The organism is Pseudomonas graminis (assembly GCF_013201545.1).
In the GTDB taxonomy this organism is placed as follows: Bacteria; Pseudomonadota; Gammaproteobacteria; order Pseudomonadales; family Pseudomonadaceae; genus Aquipseudomonas.
Genome location: NZ_CP053746.1, coordinates 1,882,055 through 1,901,213, shown reverse-complemented (window position 1 = coordinate 1,901,213; position 19,159 = coordinate 1,882,055). Strand labels below are relative to the sequence as shown.

Sequence of the window (19,159 nt, the reverse complement as noted above, 5' to 3'; positions counted from 1 at the left end):
ATGTTCAGGCCACCAATCGCTCAAGCGCCTGCCGCAACCCTGTCGGGATCGGCACCGGCTGATTGGACGCCCGATCCACAAACACATGCACGAAGCGGCCTGCTGCCCGCGCCTCCTCCTCTCCCGCCTTGAACACTGCCAATTCATATTGCACCGAGCTGTTGCCCAGCTTGCCGACCCGCAGCCCGACCTCGATCAGCTCGGGATAGGCGATCGATGCAAAGTAATCGCACGACGAACTCACCACGAATCCCACTGTTTCACCGTCATGAATATCCAGCCCGCCCTGTTCGATCAGATAGGTATTCACCGCGCTGTCGAAAAAGCTGTAGTACGTGACGTTGTTGATATGGCCGTACACATCGTTGTCGTGCCAACGCGTCACGATCGGCTGAAAGTGGCGGTAGTCGGCGCGCTGCGGGGTGTCGTTCATGTGGCTCCCTCCGGTGTGTCTGTTGTGCTTCTTCGTTCATGAGGTTCGTGACCACTATTGAATCTGGCGCTGAATCCACTGACGCACCTCCGCATATGGATATGCCTCCAGCGCAGCAAATCCGCCGATATTACGGGCCTTGAGCCGGGTAAACATCGGCACGCTGATCCCGCAGAGAAACCGCGTCAGGCACTCAGCTCCAGGCTCATGCCCTCGGACCTCGAGGTGCTTGCTGACGAAATCGCTGCACAGGTCCGCAAAGTCCTGCTCGCTCAAGGACGTCAAGGCTGGCGGCTCGGGGAGTACGGCCACATGGCCCTCGCACACCGAACAATGACCACAGCGCTCGGGCGCACGGTCGTCGCCGAAATATTGAGCGAGACGATGACTAAGGCACTGCTCGCTGGCGAACAGCTCGAGCATCGCGTGGATGCGCGCGACTTCGGTCTTTTCATGATGGACGAAGTAGTCATGCAACTCCTCGCTCAGCGCCTGTGCGTCGAAGTCGGCAGCGATCAGGCTGTAGACCTCGGTCATCTGCTTGCTTTCAAGCTCGATCCAGCCCTTCTCCTGAAAGAAATCCAGCGCCGTCACCACGCGCCCGCGCTCGGCCTGATACTGCTGATACATCGCGTCGAAGTTCACGGTTGCCCACGTCCGCGCCCGGCTTGATGTCTCGGTCAGCGCCTGCACGAATTCGCGTCGTTCGCCTTGAAACCGCTGCACCAGCACCTGCGGCTCAATCAGGTACTTGAAGCGGTACTCCGCGAAATACGAATAACGCGGCGCGATGATCCCGCGCAGTTCCAGTTGCACCAGCAGCGTCTTGAGGGGCAGTTGGCGGATGTTGCTGAGGTCCGACAAGGGCGCCAGCAGAAACTCCCATTGACTGTCGTTGCGCGCGCCTTGCAGATCTTCCAGCACCAGTCGAATGCCTTCCTGCTCCGGCGTGTCGCCGTACACGAAGTTCTCCAGCACGTTCAGGCTGTCGCGATTGGCCAGAACCAGACACTCCGACGTCGCCCCATCCCGGCCTGCACGACCGATTTCCTGGCTGTAGTTCTCGATGGATTTGGGCAAGTCGAAATGGACGACGTTGCGGATGTCACTCTTGTCGATGCCCATCCCGAAAGCGATCGTGGCGACGATGCAGTTGAGCCGCCCCTCCATGAACTGGCGCTGAATCGACTCGCGCTTATCGTGGGGCAGGCCGGCATGGTAGGCGTGCGCCTGGATGCCGTTCTGCGACAGATGAGCGGCCACGAACTCGGCAGTTTTCTGCAACGTGACGTAGACAATGCTCGGCTGCCCGGCCCGTTCGCCGAGCCACTCCACCAGCCGCCGGCGCTTGTCCCGGCCTGCGACGGGCTCAACCCTCAGGGTAAGGTTTGGCCGGTAGAAACCGGTCGTCACCACATCGTCCGGCGCGATGCCGAACTTGCTCTGCATGTCATCGATGACTTGAGGTGTCGCGGTCGCTGTCAGTAGCAGCGCCTGGGGGATGTTGAACTCGCGCTGGTAATCAGGAAGCTTGAGGTAATCGGGCCGGAAGTTGTGGCCCCACTCGGAGATGCAGTGCGCCTCGTCTACGACCAGCAGGGAAATCGGCACTTGGGTGATGAAATGCCTGAAGCGTTCGTTTTTCAGGCGTTCGACGGAAATCATCAGGATTTTCAGCTCACCCGAACGCGCCCGGGCCATGACATCGGCGACCTCGTCGCGACTTTGCGCGGAGTCGATACTCGCCGCCGCAATGCCGTGCCGCTGCAGGAAAGCCAACTGGTCCTGAATCAGCGCCAACAGCGGTGACACCACCAACGTCAGATGCGGCAGCAGCAATGCCGGCAGCTGATAGCAGAGGGATTTACCGGAACCTGTGGGAAATATCGCTGCGGCGGAGCGCCCGGCCAACACCGCACTGATGGCGGCCTCTTGTCCGGCGCGAAACTGCCGATAACCGAAAACCTGCTCAAGGGTTTGATGCATGTGCTGCCACTCCTTTGACCGTCGCCAGGGCGTGAACCATAGCGCGGTGGGTCCGGGCGCAATAGACCTAAACCATTACAGAAATATCGGACAGGATACATCCCGGATACAAACACCGCGCGCAATGCTGGCAAAACGTCATTCCGAGGATTAATCTCGCGCGACGCGCCCCGACCGACTGCAAACCGGTCGACACCACACGATTCGCCAAGGAGAGGCAATGCAATCCACCCCCCAGCCCGAGGATGACGGGCTCACCATGCAACGGCTGGCCCCCGGCCAGTTCGACGTTGTGCTCGGCTCTCATCCTGCCCGGCGAACCGCGGCGTCCGGCAATGGCAACTGGCCGTTCAGTAGCGTTCTGATCTGCTTGGCGCTGCTGATCGCAATTATCTTTCTGATCGCCCAGATGTTTCGCACACCCAAACCAGCAGCGATGGTCATTCCCGCCCCGCCCACCGCAGAAGTCGTCAGCGAGCCCGAGGCGATACAACCCGTTGCTCAAGTGCGCAACATCGAACAAGTCGTTTATATCGCCCCCAAGGCTGATGTCTCGCAACCCGTCACCGCGCGGCCGCTCGATACCTGCTTGAAAAGCGGCAACCTCATCGACCAGGATGTCGTCAACTGCCGCTTCGGAGACGCTCAGGGCAACGACGCCCAAGTCGTCCGCCCCCAAGGCATGGTTTCAGAGCGTTACATGGCGAACTACAAGTCCGCAGCCGCCAAACCCAGAACCGAGCCCGCTCGGCGTTATGAAGTAGCGGGTGTGTTTATCCGTGAAATCGACGGGCGAAACCGATATGAAGCCCGCTATCGTATTTCCAACAATCATATTGAAACCAGCAGTGTCTGCATGAACTTCTTGGCCGACAGTGTCGAACACCGTGAGTGCCGCCGGGCTGCCGTACCCTACTTCAAAGACATGTGCAGCGATTGGAGCAAACGCGTCGCCAAAGACAAAAGTGATAAAAATAAACTGGCGCAAGAACAGTACTGTACAGCGGCCCGGGATTATTCAGCGTGATGGATAACCCATTCACGCCGCTGGATATTCATTTACGCTCGTCACTCAACATGAAGTAACAACAACCGCGGACGCTTCCCCAAACAGTCTTCTAACCTCGTGATTCCTATCAACCAACGAGGTTAGAAACATGACAACATTTACAATTTTCTTTTGCGGCACGGGCTCGACTAAATACGACAACCTGCACAAGAACTACTGGAACGGTGAACTGGTTGCGACGTTGGCCAATAACATTGCCGGTCACGAGTTCGCGGAGTGGATTGTTATCGACGGCCCGGGTAGCGGCAATATGCAGGCCGACGAACTGTTTACCGAATCCAAAGGATTTGGCTGGACTGGCACTGCATTCGGCAAAGGCTGGCATGAGAATGTGCAGCATGCTGTCAACATCATCCGGGGCCAATTCGATTGGCAAAGAACCAAGCTGTCTGAAGCCGACTACCAGCGTCTCAAGCGAGCCGACGTGCCTATTCCAGACGCGCAGGCACACGGCTCGTGGTTCTGGCGGCAATACGACTACGGCAATCGCATCAGCCCGCAGGAACTCCAGCAACAGCTGATCAAGAACCTGAGAAAAGACGGCTTGCTTCCCAAACAGATCAACCTGGTGGGGTGGAGCCGTGGCGGGATAAGTTGCCACATGCTCGCCAACGCGCTGATGGCTAATCCGGTCACGCGTCAAATACCGGTCAACATATTCGCGGTAGATCCGGTACCCGGTCCCTTGAATTACCAACTTGAGAAAGTTTCTCTCGGCAGCAACGTCAAAGAATACGTGGCGTTCTATGCCCGCGACGAACGCTCTAAAGGGTTCTCATGCGTCATTCCGAAAACAGACGCCAGAACTAAGGTCAGCATCTTTCCCATGGCAGGGCGCCATGCGTCTTTGGTAGGTAATGCGTCGCTCACAGGGGCAAGCGGGCCAGGAGACCTCACAGAACCGGGCACAATCGTTCGACACTATGCCGAAGTCTGCCTGTCCCGATGGGGCACGAAGCTGCAACGAAAACTGAATCTGTCAGCGATCGATGTCAGCCGGCTTCATCAGAGCATCGTCATGCACGAGGCTGACTTCATCAGGATGCGCAATCATTCTTACACTGCCTTGCGTGAAGACCATAAAACAGAGCGTTATGTCAGCTATGCAGATAAAGGGACTGGCTTCAGCATGGTTGCCGGTACTCCATTCAAGCCAGCGCAGGGCCTGGCGGCAACACTCGCTAAGGGGAATGAAGCCTACAAAGACATCTGCTGAAACCATGCTCGGCGTCACGGGCGACTAAAGCCGTTTTATGGCTGTCCAGTCCATCGCCAATGGCCTCCTCGCCGAGCGCCGCGGTGGCGAAAACCGAATTCCTGAAGAAACCGCCCACGAGGGCGGTTTCTTCGTTCCGCTTTTTATCATTGCTCGATTGACCCGTCAGCGCTTTCTGCGGTCATACGGAGCGACAGTCAGAGCCAACCGCAGCGATTACGGACGGAACACCATGCTTCAAGCAGCCACGCGAACCACCACCCGCCTTTTCCCGCTGCTATTGGCCGTCACGACCGCCATGCTGTGCGGCTGCGGCGACGATTCCAAGACCTCCGACGTCGCGACGGCAAGCGCCTCGCCAGCGCAGAAAACCATGAGCGTGGATGTCAGCGGTGCGTTGAACCTTCATTACGAAGCTCGCGGGGATCAGGTGAGCCTGGGCTTCTTGCCCGGCAAACTGCCTGGCTCCAACTGGTTGACGCTGAGCGCGGACCAGGAAGCAGAAGGTGACCGCAATGAGGTCAGCATCGGGCCGATCCTCGGATTCTCCTTCGATAACCCCGATCAGGAAAAGAAGGCGATCATGTTTCAGGGAGGCCGCGTCGAAGTTGCCCACGATGAAAACAGCGCGTCCTACGACACCGGTTCGTACTACCAGTATTTCGATACGGACAAGAACGGCAGCAACAGCAACGTCCAACTCGTCTTCAGCAAAATCGAGAAGCTAAACTCCCCCAATAAACTGCTCGACCGCTACCGGTTGATCGGTACGTTTCAGTTCAATGCGGCGTTGTCACCTGAGCAACCCACCGACGACTGCACCCGGGAAGCCGCTGCTTACGCGGCAGAGCATGGCGAGCGCCACCCGGGGTTCGACGCCAGGCTGTGTAACGCGAAAAGCGTTGTGGCGAAGGGCAGCTTTGATATCACCCAGGACTTTCCGGCAACGACGAAAGCAGACGGATAACATCGCGCAGGCATAAAAAAACCGCCCCGAAGGGCGGTTTCTTTTTAACAGGTGCCGATCTTACAGCTTCGGACCCGCTGCCTTGATTGCGTCGCTCACTTCGAACTTCTTGAAATTCTCGATGAACAGGCCGGCCAGTGCTTTGGCTGCTTCGTCGTACGCTGCTTTGTCAGCCCAGGTGTTGCGTGGGTTGAGCAGTCCGGTTTCGACGCCCGGTACGGAAGTCGGGACGTCCAGATTAACGGTGTCGAGGTGCTCGGTTGCTGCACCGATCAACGCGCCGCTCTGAATGGCCGCGATGACACCACGGGTGGTCGGAATATTGAAGCGTTTGCCGACGCCGTAGCCGCCGCCGGTCCAGCCGGTGTTGACCAGATAGACCTTGGAGCCGAAACCGCGGATGCGCTTGATCAGCAGCTCTGCGTATTCGCCCGCCGGACGCGGGAAGAACGGTGCGCCGAAGCAGGTGGAGAACGTCGACTTGATGCCAGCGCCCGAGCCCATTTCAGTGGAGCCAACCAGTGCGGTGTAACCCGACAGGAAGTGGTAGGCCGCTTGTTCTTCGCTGAGGATCGACACGGGTGGCAGCACGCCGGTGAGGTCGCAGGTCAGGAAGATGACTGCGTTTGGCTCGCCGCCCAGGTTCTTCTCGGAGCGCTTTTCAACGTGCTCGAGCGGGTAAGCGGCGCGGCTGTTCTGAGTCAGGCTGCTGTCGGCGTAGTCGGCATGACCGGCTGCGTCCAGCACCACGTTTTCCAGCACAGCGCCGTGCTTGATGGCCTTCCAGATAACCGGCTCGTTCTTCTCGGAGAGGTCGATGCACTTGGCATAGCAACCGCCTTCGATGTTGAAGACAACGCCTTCGCCCCAACCGTGTTCGTCGTCACCGATCAGGTAACGGGTCTCGTCGGCGGACAGCGTGGTTTTACCAGTACCGGACAGACCGAAGAACAGCGTCACGTCGCCTTCTTCACCGATGTTGGCCGCGCAGTGCATTGGCAGCACGTCAGACGCCGGCAGCAGGAAGTTCTGCACCGAGAACATGGCTTTCTTCATTTCACCGGCGTAACGCATACCGGCAATGAGCACCTTCTTTTGAGCGAAGTTGATGATGACGCAACCGTCGGAGTTGGTGCCGTCACGCTCAGGCACGCACTCGAAGTTGGCCACGTTGAGCACTTGCCATTCTTCACGACCGGCCGGGTTGTACTGGGCCGGATTAATGAACAGGCAGCGACCGAACAGGTTCTGCCAGGCCGTCTGCGTGGTCATCTTGACCGCGAGGTAGTGATCTTCGGCTGCGCCTACGTGAACGTGGGAAACGAAGTGTTCCTGGGCGTTGTTGAACGCCTCGACACGGGCCCACAGAGCGTCGAACTTATCGGCAGGGAATTTGCGGTTGATCGGACCCCAGGCGATCGCGGCCTGAGTGGTCGGTTCATCTACGATGAAGCGGTCGACAGGCGAGCGGCCTGTGCGGTGGCCTGTTTCCACGACGAGTGCGCCAGTATCGGACAGCACGCCTTCTTCGCGTTTGAGGGCTTCTTTAACCAGATCGTCGACACTGAGATCGGTGTGAACGGCGTTATTGGCTTGCGTCATGAGATTCCCCGTCGGCTCGATGGCCGAGTGCTCCAAACGTTTTGTAGTAGAAAAACCAACACTACTACAGCTAAAAAGTGGCCGGATTATGCCAGAAAAGCCCAAAAAAGGTAGGGCCCTCCTGTCAGAACTACATGAAGAAGAGTCAAGCGGGCCGGGCGGAAAGCTTTCAGCGCAGGACCCGCACTACATTAATGGCGGGTATCGGAAGGGGTATCCACCCCACCCCCTGCAAACAGCTGCGCTACATCGGTTGCATCGAACAGATAGCGCTGATTGCAGAACTGGCAGTCGATCTCCACCGCACCGTGATGCTCGATCACCAACTGCTGTGCATCTTCCAGACCAAGACTGACCAACGCATTGCCAGAACGTTCGCGTGAGCAGCTGCAACGGAACACCAATGGCTGGACGTCGAACATGCGCACGACGTCTTCGTGGAACAGCCGATGCAACACGGTTTCGTTGGTCAGGCTGAGCAGTTCCTCGGCGGTCAGGGTGTCGACCAGTGTGTTGACGTGCTGCCAGCTGGCCTCGCGTTCTTCAGGCTCTTTCAGCTTTTCAGCTGGCAGCTGTTGCAGCAGCAGGCCCCGTGCGCGCTTGCCGTCGGCCTTGATCCAGAAGCGAGTCGGCAATTGTTCCGACATCACAAAATACTCGGACAGGCACGCCGACAGGTCGACGCCATCAAGGCCCACGATGCCCTGATAGCGTTTGCCCTGACGCGGGTCGATGGTCATGGTCAGGTCGCCATTGGGCATCAGGTCGAGTAGCGTGGCGTCAGGCTTGACCAGGGTTTCGTCGTAGCGCGCGATGCCGCGCAATTCCCGCTCGCTGGAGCACTCGACCATCAGCAACGATACCGGTCCAAGCGACCGCGCCTGCAAAATCAGCAAGCCGTCGAACTTCAGTGTGCCGACCAATAGCGCGGCGGCGGCGAGCATCTCGCCGAGCAACTGGGCGACTGGCTCGGGGTACGGATGCTTGGCAAGTACCTCGGCGTAGCTGCGCTCAAGGGCCACGAGCTCGCCGCGAACGTCGCTCTCGTCGAAGATGAAGCGCTGGGTGTAATCGGTATCCGCAAAGTCTGACATAGGAGAAGGTATCTGAATGGATGACAAAATGATGACAAGCGCCTATAAAGCGCGGTTTAGCACCGACGGGTGCACTGTCATGCCGATGGGGGCATTTTATGGACTATCCCGCATTGTTCCAACCCAAGTGGAACGCCAAAAAATTCATGCTGTGCAATCTGGTGGCACTGGCACTGCTGCTGCTTTGGATCTGGCCCACGGGCCACGCGGCTTTCACGCACTTCGATGAAGGCCTGTTTCACGTACTGAACCGCCCGCTTGAGCAAAACAAGGCGTGGTTGTGGATCTGGACGATTGCCAGCATGCGGCCCTTCGATGTCGTCGTTGGCCTGATCCTTCTTACGCTGCTTATCAAAGGCGAGTGGGTATTCAAATCACTGCAAACGCGTGCTGCGCTGATCGGCTTTGTGTTGACGCTGATTCTGCTGCTTATCATCCGCACGGTGTTTTCCAAGATCATCGACCACAGCGCGCTGCAACATGACAGCGCATCGATGATGATCCCTGATGCCATCAAGCTCAGCGACATATTCCCGGGGCTTGAAGACAAATGGCAGCTCAAGGATCGCTCCAGCCAGAGCTTCCCGGGGGACCACGCTTCGGTGCTGTTGATCTGGGCGATGTTCATGAGCGTCTATAGCCGCACGGTCAGCCAGCGTGTCGTCATCTGGGCGCTGGCGTTCCTGTTCATGATGCCGCGCCTGGTTGCTGGCGCTCATTGGGGTCAGGACGATTACATCGGCGGCGTGATGATCGCGTTGCTCGCCCTTGGCTGGAGCTGCTACACCCCGTTCGTTGCCACCGTCACCGCTTTCCTGTTTCGACTGACCGCGCCCGCCTTCAATGTGCTGGGCCGCCTGCCGCTGCTCAAATGCCTGAGCATCATGAAGCAGGGCTCTCATTTGTAAGCTGCCTGTCGCCACTAGCAGTCCGGGGTCGATGAGTGCGCGATCCCGGAAAGCGGCGAGATCGTCAGTCGTCACCCGAACGAAAATGAAACAATTGCCGGCGCTGCTTCTTGGTCGGCCTGCCGTCAGTCGTCACGCCCAGGCTTCCGGCCTTGCGCATCTCCGCGGCTTGCTCGCGTTTGGCAAGGCTCTCCGGCGTTTCGCTGTACAGCAGCTGAGCCTCAGGCGCGCCACGGCGCACGATCGACAATGCCTGGACGACTACGGTCCGCTCATCGAAGCCTGCTCTGATCTGCAACTCATCCCCCACACGCGGCTCTTTTCCCGGCTTGCAACGCTCGCCGCGGCAATGGACCTTCCCGCTTTCAATGGCGGCTTTCGCCAGGGCGCGCGTCTTGAAGAAGCGTGCCGCCCAAAGCCATTTGTCCAGACGGACTTTGTCGTCCTCGTCTGACTTCTGTGTCATCTGAATTCCTCAATCGTGTAATGGTCAGAAACCGTACTACGTCACGCCGGGGACGCAGTAACCGCCACCCTCGTTTACACTGCCCACCAAGACTAAAGCACCGGCTTCAGGAGAACGACGTGACAGACTTCCCAACGTCATTGACTGGTGGGTGCCAGGGCTGCAAAGAAAGCTCCGCGCTGGATTTCGAATTTGAGTTTGCCTACCAGCCTATCGTGGACGTCCGCGACCACTCGGTGTTTGCCCACGAGGCGTTGGTACGTGGCGTCAACGGCGAGGGTGCCTTGTCTGTGCTGAACCGGGTTGACGACACCAACCGTTACCGTTTCGATCAATTGTGCCGAACCCGCGCGATTTCAACTGCCGCCCGGCTGGGAATGGACGAATACCTGTCGATCAACTTCCTGCCGAATGCGGTTTATCGCCCCGAACTGTGCATTCGCAGCACCCTGGAAGCCGCCCGGGCCCACAACTTTCCGCTGGACCGACTGATCTTTGAAACCGTCGAAACCGAGCACATTTGCAACAACAGCCACCTGACCAACATTCTTCGCCAATACCGCCAGTTTGGCTTCAAGACCGCCATCGACGACTTTGGCGCCGGGCACTCGGGACTGACCCTTCTTGCCGACTTTCAGCCTGACTTGATCAAGCTAGATATGGCGCTGGTGCGCAATGTTCATCTCGACCCCGCACGGCAGGCCATCGTGCGCGGCATTGTCACAATGTGTGCGGACCTGGGCGTTACAGTGATCGCCGAAGGCATTGAACATGCAGGCGAACGGGATTTCCTCGCCGACTGCGGCATTTACCTGATGCAAGGCTACTGGTTCGCCAAGCCAGCATTCCAGGCGTTGGCGCATATCGATGCCGCCGCCTGGCAGAACGTGTAAACGAACGGAACCGCTTTGAAAACATTTGACCATCTGACAGTTATCGGCCTCCGCGAATGGGTGGCTTTGCCCCATCTGGGAGTCGCCGGGTTGCGCGCGAAAATCGACACCGGGGCCAGCACGTCCAGTCTGCACGCGACAGAAATAGAACCGTTCGAACGGGACGGCGAAAAATGGGTGCGCTTCAATGCGCATCTGGGGACGGTGGTGCAGCTGCGTCATCGTCGCTGCGAGGCTCAACTGGTGGCGATGAAAACCATCAAAAGCTCCAACGGCCACGCTCAGGTTCGCTATGTCATTCGTACGACACTGGCGCTGGGGGATCGGGTCTGGCCAGTGGAATTCACGCTGGCCTGCCGCAAGGCCATGCGCTACCGGTTGCTGCTGGGCTCCAAAGCCCTGATTGATGGCCAGTTGGTGGTCAATCCGGGTGTTACTTATATTCAGGACAAGCCGGTGTTCCCGGCTTCAAATCTCTCTGCCACAGGTGCTGCATGAAGATCGCTGTGCTTTCGCGAAACCCGCGTCTGTATTCAACTCGTCGTCTGGTCGAAGCTGGCATTCAGCGCGGCCACGAGGTCGTGGTGGTCGATACCCTGCGCGCCTATATGAACATCGCCAGTCATAAGCCGCAGATCCACTACCGAGGAAAACCCCTGGAAGGCTTTGATGCGGTGATACCTCGCATTGGCGCCTCCGTGACCTTCTACGGCTGCGCCGTGCTGCGTCAGTTTGAGATGATGGGCGTGTTCCCGCTCAATGAATCCGTCGCGATCGCACGATCGCGCGACAAATTGCGCTCGCTGCAGTTGTTGTCGCGTCGGGGTATCGGTTTGCCCGTCACCGGCTTCGCTCACTCACCGGATGACATCCCAGACCTGATTCAAATGGTCAACGGCGCGCCCCTGGTCATCAAAGTGCTCGAAGGTACGCAAGGCATTGGCGTGGTGTTGTGCGAAACCGCGACGGCGGCTGAATCCGTAATCGAGGCCTTCATGGGTCTGAAGCAGGACATCATGGTCCAGGAGTACATCAAGGAAGCGGGTGGCGCCGACATCCGCTGCTTCGTGGTGGGTGACAAGGTCATTGCTTCGATGAAGCGTCAGGCGAAGCCCGGGGAATTCCGTTCCAACCTGCATCGCGGCGGCACCGCCAGCCTGATCAAGATCACCCCCGAAGAGCGAATGACGGCCATTCGGGCCGCCAAGGTCATGGGCCTGAGTGTCGCGGGTGTCGACATCCTGCGCTCCAATCACGGGCCATTGGTGATGGAAGTGAACTCGTCGCCAGGTCTTGAAGGCATTGAAACCACGACCGGCAAGGATGTCGCGGGAATAATCATCGAGTACATCGAGAAAAACGGCGGGCCGCACATGACCCGCACCAAAGGCAAAGGCTAACGCCCTAGCCCGTTTCTGCACGGAGGCTTTGGTCGCGAGCACGCCAGTCGCCCAGGGCCCCCAGGCAGAATCACGAACCAATCAATCGGCATCCCGCGGCAGCAACAGCCCCAACGGCAACCGAACCCTGGCCTCCAGCCCGCCTCCCGAACGATTACGCAACTCGACATTGCCGCCGTGCATCGCCGCAATGCGCTTGACGATCGCCAGGCCAAGTCCTGTGCCCTTGCCACTTCTGGCGCGGTCGCCACGGATGAAGGGATTGAAAATCCCCTCCAGTTCCGACGGATCAATACCCATACCGCGATCCAGCACGCTTAGCACCACATAGGGCGCACCGCTGTCGCCGGAAACGTAGGCCGCCACTTCAACGCCGTCACCAGCATGGTGCATGGCATTGCCGATGAGGTTATTGAGCAGCCGCTTCATGGAAACCCGTCGTAGCGGGAAAGGCGGAATGGACTCCAGACACAGCCGGACCTGCTCCACCGGGTTGTTGTATGGCGCGACAACTTCGTGGACCAGCTCGACCAGATCGACTTCCTCGACCTCTTCATCACGCCCATCCCTGATAAATGCCAGGAACTGATCGAGGATGGCGTCCATGTCTTCGATGTCGCGCACCATGCCTTCCATGAACTCGTTGTTGGTCGGCATCAACTCCAGTGACAGGCGCAACCGGGTCAGCGGCGTCCGCAAATCGTGGGAAACCCCGGCCAGCATCAGCTCGCGCTCCTGACCGGCTTGCTCAACGTCTTCGGCCATCTGGTTGAACGCGCGGTACACCTCGGTGATCTCGCTGGGCGTGTCGCCGACCGGCAAACGCACACTGCGCCCCTGCCCTAACTGGCGCGCGGCAAAAACAAGGCGTTTGAGCGGCTGATTGAGCTGGCTGACGAAGATCCACGCCGATGCCGTCGAGAGCAACCCGATCGCCAGGAACCAGCCCAACACGCTCCAGATTTTCTGCCCGCGCAAGGGATGCGGGTACAGCGGCACCTTCAGCCAGCCATCGCCGAGACTCGGCGCCCTCACCCACAGTGCGGGGGGCGCGTGGACACGCAGGCGCACTTCGGTGTCAGCGCCCAACTCATCCTGCATCTGCCGCTGATAGATCTCTGAGTACGGCCAGTGCTGCTCGCCTTCAGGCACACCGCCGCCTACCACACGGATAAGCCCGGCAGCGTCGGCGATGGTCTGCCGGTCGCTCTCATCGGCCGCCCAGTAAGCCCGCAAAGTGAGTGCAACGCCGTGGCTGTACTGGCGATCCACCAGAACATCCTCGTTCATCAGCAGATAGACGAGGGTCAGCGCCTTCGAAAACAGCACGACAATGAGCACCAGCCACAGGGTGCGGGAGAAAAAGCTTTGCGGGAACCAGAGCGGTGTCTTCATAACAGCAGCTATACACTTTGCGGAAGCGAGGCGGGCTCGCGAATTTGCGGAACACATGACACAGCAAAAACCAGTCACGCCAATGGCCGCTTTCGCGAACATTGAGGTGACTGGCTAACGGAGGCGGGCGTAAGACTGGCCCGGCAGGTTACCGTCGAACTTGCTGTTACTGCTTGTTGGCACCGTCTGGCACGAAAACATATCCCACTCCCCAAACCGTCTGAATGTAACGCGGCTTGGCAGCGTCCACTTCAATCAGACGACGCAGGCGGGAGATCTGGACGTCAATGGAGCGCTCCAGCGCGTCCCATTCGCGGCCACGGGCCAGGTTCATCAGTTTGTCCCGCGTCAACGGTTCACGGGCATGCATGACCAATGCCTTCAGCACGGCGAATTCACCGGTGGTGAGCATGTGAACTTCGTCGCCGCGCTTGAGCTCGCGAGTGGCGAGCGACAGAGCGTAATCGCCAAAGGTGACGGTTTCGTCTTCGGTGGCGGGTGCGCCGGGTACGGGTGCGGATTGACGACGCAGCACGGCGCGGACGCGAGCCATCAGTTCGTCAGGATTGAAAGGTTTTGCGAGGTAGTCGTCGGCGCCGAGCTCAAGGCCCTTGATGCGGCTAAGCTCGTCGCCCTTGGCGGTCAACATGATGATGGGGACTTGATTGTTCGCGGCGCGCAGACGGCGGCAGGCGGACAAGCCGTCCTCGCCCGGCAGCATCAGGTCCAGCACCACGAGGTGGAACACTTCGCGCGCCAGCAGCCGATCCATTTGCTCCACGTTGGGCACAGCCCGGGCGCGGTAGCCCTTGCTGTTGAAAAAGCGTTCTAGCAGGCTGCTCAAGCCCGGGTCATCGTCAACGATGAGGATTTTCTCGCCTTCAGCCGTTTGTGCAGTGCTGCTCATTGGAAGCTCCTTTGATCTCGGCGCGCATTATGGCGTAGCTGCAGTTATGCGCACCGTGTGCATTGTTAGCAGATTTTTCCTGACTCCACATGGGCGCTCTCGTCCAGTCGCCTGAGGGGAATTCACAGCGTCTGAGCGGGCTGAAACCGGCGTATCGACGGGCCGATCCCCTATTCAGGGCTCACTGGGTATAATGCGCCGCCTTCAAGGTCAGGCAACGCTCGTTCAAGGCGGTTCGCCAGTCGCTGATTTTATGCACACACATTTGCCAGGTGGTTTTATGGACAGTATCAACAGCCGCATCGCCGAGGAACTCGGCGTCCGCCCGCAACAGGTCGAAGCGGCCGTAGCGCTGCTGGATGAAGGCTCAACGGTGCCTTTCATCGCTCGCTACCGCAAGGAAGTCACTGGCAGCCTCGATGACACTCAACTGCGTCATCTGGAAGAGCGCCTGCGCTACCTGCGCGAACTCGACGAGCGCCGCATCAGCATCCTTGCCAGCATCGAAGAGCAAGGCAAGCTGACCCCTGAACTGGCGCGCGACATCAAGCTCGCCGACACCAAGACCCGCCTTGAAGACTTGTACCTGCCGTATAAGCAGAAGCGCCGCACTAAGGGCCAGATCGCACTGGAAGCCGGCCTGGGCGAGCTGGCCGACGGCATCTTCAACGATCCGACCCTGTCCCCTGAAACTGAAGCCGCGCGCTTCGTCGATGCCGAAAAAGGCTTCGCCGACGTCAAGGCCGTACTTGAAGGCGCCAAATACATTTTGATGGAGCGCTTTGCCGAAGACGCGACGCTGCTGGAAAAGCTGCGCAGTTTCCTCAAGCACGAGGCCGTGATCAGTGCCCGGGTGGTGCCAGGTAAAGAGGAAGAAGGCGCCAAGTTCCGCGACTACTTCGAACATGACGAGCCGCTCAAGAGCATGCCGTCGCACCGCGCGTTGGCGATCTTCCGGGGTCGCAACGAGGGCGTGCTGAGCTCGGCGCTGAAAGTCGGTGAAGAACTGCCAGGCACCCTGCACCCCTGCGAGATGATGATCAGCGAGCGCTTCGGCCTGCAGAATCAGAACCGCCCTGCGGACAAATGGCTGGCTGAAGTGGTGCGCTGGACCTGGAAGGTCAAGCTGTACTCCAGCCTCGAAACCGACCTGCTCGGCGAGCTGCGCGAAGGTGCTGAAACCGAAGCGATCAACGTATTCGCTCACAACCTGCACGACCTGTTGCTGGCCGCTCCTGCGGGGCCGCGCGCCACGCTGGGCCTCGACCCGGGCCTGCGCACGGGCTGCAAGGTCGCCGTGGTCGATTCCACCGGCAAATTGCTGGACTACGCCACGGTTTACCCGCACGTACCGAAAAACCAGTGGGATCAGACCATCGCCGTGCTGGCTGCCCTGTGCGCCAAGCACTCGGTTGACCTGATCGCGATCGGCAACGGCACTGCCAGCCGCGAAACCGACAAGCTGGCCGGCGATCTGATCAAAAAGTACCCAGGCCTGAAGATGACCAAAGTCATGGTCTCCGAAGCCGGCGCTTCGGTGTACTCGGCGTCGGAACTCGCCGCCAAGGAATTCCCGGACCTCGACGTTTCGATCCGCGGCGCCGTGTCCATCGCCCGCCGCCTGCAGGACCCGCTCGCCGAACTGGTGAAAATCGACCCGAAATCCATCGGCGTTGGCCAGTACCAGCATGACGTATCGCAGCTGAAGCTGGCCCGCGGCCTCGACGCAGTGGTGGAAGACTGCGTGAACGCCGTCGGTGTGGATGTGAACACCGCTTCCGTGGCCCTGCTGGCGCGGATTTCCGGCCTTAACACCACGCTGGCGCAGAACATCGTTTCCCACCGCGACCAGAACGGCGCGTTCAAAACCCGCGCTGCGCTGAAGAAAGTCCCGCGTCTGGGCGAGAAAACCTTCGAGCAGGCTGCAGGCTTTCTGCGCGTGATGAACGGTGACAACCCGCTGGACTCGTCAGCCGTACACCCTGAGGCGTATCCGCTGGTGCAACGCATTGCCGCCCAGACCGATCGCGACATCCGCTCGCTGATCGGCGACGCGAGTTTCCTGAAGCGTCTCGATCCGAAGAAATTCACAGACGAAACCTTCGGCCTGCCGACCGTCACCGACATCCTTCAAGAGCTGGAAAAGCCAGGCCGGGATCCGCGTCCGGGCTTCAAGACCGCCGAGTTCCAGGACGGCGTTGAGGACTTGAAGGACCTTCAGCCGGGCATGATCCTCGAAGGCGTGGTCACCAACGTCACCAACTTTGGCGCGTTCGTTGATATCGGCGTGCATCAGGACGGTTTGGTGCATATCTCCGCGCTTTCGGAGAAGTTCATCAAGGACCCACGCGAGGCGGTCAAAGCCGGCGATGTGGTGAAGGTCAAGGTGATGGAGGTGGACATCCCGCGTAAGCGCGTGGGTCTGTCGATGCGCATGAGCGATACACCGGGTGAGAAAGTAGATGGCGCTCGCGGTGCCCGTCCGGGAGCCGCGCCGCGTCAGCAGCAAAGCAATGCCCCTCGCAAGGAAGCCGCCACCCCGGCGCCGAGCAATAACCCGATGGCGTCGCTGTTCGCCAACGCCAAGCAACTGAAGAAGCGCTGATGGATATCCCTGACGAACTGACCCAGAGCGCCTACTTCAAGACGCTCGGATGCCGAGTGGTGCAACTGGACGAAGGCGTTGCTGTGGTGGCCTTGCCGCTGGAGCCACACCTGCGCAATCGCGGCAACGTTATGCATGGCGGCGCGCTGTTCAGTCTGGTCGACATCACCATGGGCCTGGCCTGCTCCAGCGCCCACGGCTTCGACAAGCAAAGCGTCACCGTGGAATGCAAGATTAATTACATGCGCGCCGTGGCCGAGGGCGAAGTCATCTGCACCAGCACGGTGCTGCATGCCGGACGCCGAACGCTGGTGGTTGAAGCTGACGTTCGCCAGAACGACAAGCTGGTTGCCAAAGCGCAGGGCACGTTCGCGATCGTCTAGCTGTCCGATAGCGTTATGAGTTAATTTCGGCACTGTTCAGCAGTGTCGAAATTTTCTGATTTCCTAGTAGGAACGATCAGCGACGGGCATCGGCGTTAGGGCCATCGACGAGGCGAAAACGCCAGTTCCTTTCTTCACCCTTGTAGACCGCCATATCGCCCCCATATAGGGCCGACTGACGCGTGAAGGATTCCAACTTGAGCGAACTTCTCAACCGCCGCCTGACTCTGCTTGGCGAGCACTCCAACCTCTCCCTTCTGGAGAAGTGCTTGCATGGCATCGAGCGTGAATGCCTGCGCGTTACGGGCGAAGGCCGCCTGGCACAAACCCCGCACCCGGAAGCCCTCGGCGCGGCGCTGACCAATGAGCAAATCACCACCGATTACTCCGAGTCTTTGCTGGAGTTCATCACTCCGGCCCTGGCCAACCCTGCCGACACGCTGGAAAGCCTTGAGAAGATTCATCGCTTCGCGTACAGCAAACTGGGTAGCGAATACATCTGGAGCCCTTCGATGCCGTGCCCGCTGCCGGCCGAAGCGGATATCCCGATCGCCTATTACGGCACCTCCAATATCGGCAAGCTGAAATATGTCTATCGTCAGGGCCTTGCCTTGCGTTACGGCAAAACCATGCAGTGCATCGCCGGCATTCATTACAACTTCTCGCTGCCCGAAGCCATCTGGCCCGTGCTCAGGCAGGACGCGAAATTCGAAGGCAGTGACCGTGATTTCCAGTCGGAAAGCTATATCGGCCTGATCCGCAACTTCCGCCGTTACAGCTGGCTGCTGATGTACCTGTTCGGCGCGTCGCCGGCCCTGGACGCGAGCTTCCTGCGCGGCCGCTCGCATCAGCTGGAGCAGTTCGACGCCGAGACGCTGTATCTGCCTTACGCCACCAGCCTGCGGATGAGCGATCTGGGTTACCAGAGCAATGCCCAGGCGGATCTGACGCCTTGCTACAACGACCTGCTGACCTACACCGACAGCCTGCGCCGTGCAGTGGCAACGCCCTACGCGCCTTACGTTGAAATCGGCACGCACAAGGATGGCGAGTGGATTCAGCTCAACACCAACGTGCTGCAGATCGAGAACGAGTATTACTCGACGATCCGTCCGAAACGCGTGACTTATTCCGGCGAACGTCCGATTCAGGCGCTGGTGGCGCGCGGCGTGCAGTACGTGGAAGTTCGCTGCCTGGACATCAACCCGTTCCTGCCGGTGGGCATCGACCTTCAGCAATCGCGCTTCATTGATGCGTTCATTCTGTACTGCGCACTGCACGACAGCCCGCAACTGGCGAGCAACGAGTGCTGCAACGCCAGCACGAACTTCCTGACCGTGGTCAAGGAAGGTCGCCGCCCAGGCCTGCAACTGAACCGCAACGACACGACGATTGATCTGAAAGTCTGGGCCAACGAGATGCTGGACACGATCAGGCCGATCTGTGAACTGCTCGACGCCAGCCACGGCACGGATCAGCACGTCAAATCGCTGGACGTTCAGCGAGCGAAAGTGGCGGACGCCTCCCTGACGCCTTCGGCACAGGTGCTCGCAGCGATGACTGAGCATAAGGAAGGCTTCACGGCCTTCTCGCTGCGCCAGTCACAGGTTCACGCTGATCATTTCCGCAGTAATCCGCTGAGCGCCGAAGAGCAGACCTCTTTCGAAAGCAAGGCACGCGAGTCCCTGGCCCAGCAGGCGGAGCTGGAACAGACCGAAGAGAAAGTGGATTTCGACACGTTTGTGGGTGCGTATCAGGCGAGCATTCTGGCGATCAGTAACTGACGCGAGGCTGTTCAAGATGTTGTAAAAGGGCCTGCTCGCGAAAGCGGCAGA

At 59.3% G+C, this 19,159-nt stretch carries 17 protein-coding genes; 10 read left to right on the top strand and 7 right to left on the bottom strand.

The genetic code is table 11. From position 1 onward, the window contains the following. Window positions 1-4: 4 nt before the first annotated feature. Both FX982_RS08670 and FX982_RS08665 read right to left on the bottom strand, forming a co-directional pair. Window positions 5-433 (bottom strand): acyl-CoA thioesterase, encoded by a 429-nt coding sequence (locus FX982_RS08670; protein ID WP_172610347.1) that lies wholly within the window; start codon window positions 431-433, stop codon window positions 5-7. A gap of 54 nt (window positions 434-487) precedes the next feature. After that, window positions 488-2,419 (bottom strand): RecQ family ATP-dependent DNA helicase, encoded by a 1,932-nt coding sequence (locus FX982_RS08665; protein ID WP_172610346.1) that lies wholly within the window; start codon window positions 2,417-2,419, stop codon window positions 488-490. Window positions 2,420-2,639: 220 nt separating this feature from the next. Between FX982_RS08665 and FX982_RS08660 the strand changes: the two genes are divergently transcribed. The 3 genes from FX982_RS08660 (at window position 2,640) to FX982_RS08650 (ending at window position 5,671) form a co-directional block, all read left to right on the top strand. Continuing rightward, window positions 2,640-3,446, top strand: a complete 807-nt coding sequence (locus FX982_RS08660) for a hypothetical protein (RefSeq protein WP_172610345.1) — start codon at window positions 2,640-2,642, stop codon at window positions 3,444-3,446. Between the two features lie 130 nt (window positions 3,447-3,576). After that, the gene (locus FX982_RS08655) at window positions 3,577-4,704 is read left to right on the top strand and encodes a hypothetical protein (RefSeq protein WP_172610344.1); all 1,128 of its coding nucleotides are present in this window, start codon (window positions 3,577-3,579) and stop codon (window positions 4,702-4,704) included. A gap of 232 nt (window positions 4,705-4,936) precedes the next feature. Beyond that, the gene (locus FX982_RS08650; protein ID WP_172610343.1) at window positions 4,937-5,671 is read left to right on the top strand and encodes a hypothetical protein; all 735 of its coding nucleotides are present in this window, start codon (window positions 4,937-4,939) and stop codon (window positions 5,669-5,671) included. A gap of 60 nt (window positions 5,672-5,731) precedes the next feature. Here the strand turns inward: FX982_RS08650 and FX982_RS08645 are convergent, their stop codons facing one another. Both FX982_RS08645 and hslO read right to left on the bottom strand, forming a co-directional pair. After that, window positions 5,732-7,273, bottom strand: coding sequence for a phosphoenolpyruvate carboxykinase (locus FX982_RS08645; protein WP_172610342.1), 1,542 nt, complete (start codon window positions 7,271-7,273; stop codon window positions 5,732-5,734). Window positions 7,274-7,464: 191 nt separating this feature from the next. Then, window positions 7,465-8,367, bottom strand: a complete 903-nt coding sequence (gene hslO / locus FX982_RS08640; RefSeq protein ID WP_122534067.1) for an Hsp33 family molecular chaperone HslO — start codon at window positions 8,365-8,367, stop codon at window positions 7,465-7,467. Window positions 8,368-8,465: 98 nt separating this feature from the next. On the opposite strand from hslO, the gene FX982_RS08635 reads away from it, so the two are divergent. Next, on the top strand, window positions 8,466-9,275 hold the full coding sequence (locus FX982_RS08635; protein WP_172610341.1) for a phosphatase PAP2 family protein: 810 nt from the start codon (window positions 8,466-8,468) through the stop codon (window positions 9,273-9,275). A gap of 64 nt (window positions 9,276-9,339) precedes the next feature. On the opposite strand, the gene FX982_RS08630 is transcribed toward FX982_RS08635, so the two are convergent. Beyond that, complete coding sequence (locus FX982_RS08630; protein ID WP_122534069.1) at window positions 9,340-9,741, bottom strand: RNA-binding S4 domain-containing protein; 402 nt, start codon at window positions 9,739-9,741, stop codon at window positions 9,340-9,342. 119 nt (window positions 9,742-9,860) lie between these two features. Here FX982_RS08630 and FX982_RS08625 point away from each other — a divergent pair, with 119 nt between their 5' ends. From FX982_RS08625 to rimK, 3 genes are all read left to right on the top strand, one after another. Beyond that, on the top strand, window positions 9,861-10,634 hold the full coding sequence (locus FX982_RS08625) for an EAL domain-containing protein (protein WP_172610340.1): 774 nt from the start codon (window positions 9,861-9,863) through the stop codon (window positions 10,632-10,634). Window positions 10,635-10,709: 75 nt separating this feature from the next. Further along, the gene (locus tag FX982_RS08620; RefSeq protein ID WP_237250307.1) at window positions 10,710-11,132 is read left to right on the top strand and encodes an ATP-dependent zinc protease family protein; all 423 of its coding nucleotides are present in this window, start codon (window positions 10,710-10,712) and stop codon (window positions 11,130-11,132) included. Next, window positions 11,129-12,034, top strand: a complete 906-nt coding sequence (gene rimK / locus FX982_RS08615; protein ID WP_065987438.1) for a 30S ribosomal protein S6--L-glutamate ligase — start codon at window positions 11,129-11,131, stop codon at window positions 12,032-12,034. The genes FX982_RS08620 and rimK overlap by 4 nt, the downstream gene beginning before the upstream one ends. Before the next feature lie 81 nt (window positions 12,035-12,115). Here rimK and FX982_RS08610 read toward each other — a convergent pair whose 3' ends face one another. Then, window positions 12,116-13,429 (bottom strand): ATP-binding protein, encoded by a 1,314-nt coding sequence (locus FX982_RS08610; RefSeq protein WP_065987439.1) that lies wholly within the window; start codon window positions 13,427-13,429, stop codon window positions 12,116-12,118. Window positions 13,430-13,595: 166 nt separating this feature from the next. Further along, complete coding sequence (ompR, locus tag FX982_RS08605; protein WP_065987440.1) at window positions 13,596-14,336, bottom strand: osmolarity response regulator transcription factor OmpR; 741 nt, start codon at window positions 14,334-14,336, stop codon at window positions 13,596-13,598. A 280-nt stretch (window positions 14,337-14,616) separates the two neighbouring features. On the opposite strand from ompR, the gene FX982_RS08600 reads away from it, so the two are divergent. The 3 genes from FX982_RS08600 (at window position 14,617) to gshA (ending at window position 19,108) form a co-directional block, all read left to right on the top strand. Continuing rightward, entirely contained in the window at window positions 14,617-16,941 is a 2,325-nt protein-coding gene (locus FX982_RS08600) for a Tex family protein (RefSeq protein ID WP_172610339.1), read from the top strand. Next, a complete protein-coding gene (locus FX982_RS08595) occupies window positions 16,941-17,324 on the top strand; it encodes a PaaI family thioesterase (protein WP_122623487.1) in 384 nt (127 codons plus the stop codon). Before FX982_RS08600 ends, FX982_RS08595 begins: the two co-directional genes overlap by 1 nt. A 197-nt stretch (window positions 17,325-17,521) precedes the next feature. After that, window positions 17,522-19,108 (top strand): glutamate--cysteine ligase, encoded by a 1,587-nt coding sequence (gene gshA, locus FX982_RS08590; protein ID WP_172610338.1) that lies wholly within the window; start codon window positions 17,522-17,524, stop codon window positions 19,106-19,108. Window positions 19,109-19,159 lie beyond the last annotated feature (51 nt).